We start from the raw sequence: 1,070 nt of genomic DNA on the forward strand, positions 1-1,070 counted from the left end.
ATGTGGTAGTATATTTTTTTTTTTTTTCAGGCATAAGACGGCATTCGAGGTACTCTATGGTGCCTGGAGTTCAGCCGTGTGCTCTTCCGATCGTCGGCCTCGGCCGGCGCTTCGCCGCTGATCGTGCTGGCCCCGGCGCGCGGCGACGCGACGCGCCTGCACGTGGTGCTGCACGACGGCAGCGGCACGCTCGCGCCCTATCGCGCGCTGCTGCCGTTGCTCGCCGACGCGCCGGAGCGGCAAGCCGAGATCGTCGGCCTCACCGTGCCGGACGCCACGCGCTACCTGGCCTGCGACCCCGGCGCGCTGATCGCCACGCTCGCCGCCGACTACGCCGAGTTGCTGCTCGCGCGCGGCGCGCAACGCTTCCACCTGATCGGCTATTGCATGGGCGGCCTGCTGGCCACCGAGCTGGGCCGCGTGTTGCTCGAACGCGGCGCGACGCTCGACCCCGTCACCGTGATCAGCAGCGACCGTTTCCGCTACCGGATCGACGACGATCTGCTGCTCGAACGCGCGTTCGGCGGCCTGCTCGGCGCGGACATCGTGGCGGCCGGACATGCGGTGGACGACGTCCGGCTCGAACGCGCGCTGCGCGTGGTGCGCGACCGGCACGGCGAGCATCTGCCGGCCGGCTGCCTGGCGGCGCTCGACGGCGAGCACGCCGAGGTCGGCGACTGTTACGCGCGGCTCGCACGGCAGCCCGCCGGCGAACGGCTTGCCGCGCTGGCCAGGACGGTGTCCACGCGCGCCTGGGCAGTCGCGCCCGATCAGGTCGACAGCCTGTTCCGCGTGTTCCGGCACAGCCTGGCGGCGGTGGCCCGCTATCGTCCCGAGCCGTTCGCGGGCGACCTGCACCTGTTGCAGGACGACGAGGCGCTGCACTTCCTGCCCGGCCTGCAACCCGACATGACGACGTTCTGGAGCGAGGTGGCGCTGGGCGGCCTCGACATCGAGCGGATCGGCGGCAATCACCTGTCCTGCCTGCAGCAGCCGCACGTCGATGCGGTGGCCTCGCGGATCCGGCTGCGGGAGGCTGCATGACCGCGGCCCGGATCGGGATCGTCGGG

General features: G+C 71.1%; 1 protein-coding gene. It reads left to right on the forward strand.

Features of this window, described 5'->3' with window-relative positions:
• The first annotated feature begins 78 nt into the window (after positions 1 to 78).
• A complete protein-coding gene (locus G3N92_RS34310; protein ID WP_206131910.1) occupies positions 79 to 1,044 on the forward strand; it encodes a thioesterase domain-containing protein in 966 nt (321 codons plus the stop codon).
• Positions 1,045 to 1,070 lie beyond the last annotated feature (26 nt).

It is taken from the genome of Burkholderia sp. Ac-20379 (assembly GCF_017104645.1).
In the GTDB taxonomy this organism is placed as follows: domain Bacteria; phylum Pseudomonadota; class Gammaproteobacteria; order Burkholderiales; family Burkholderiaceae; genus Burkholderia.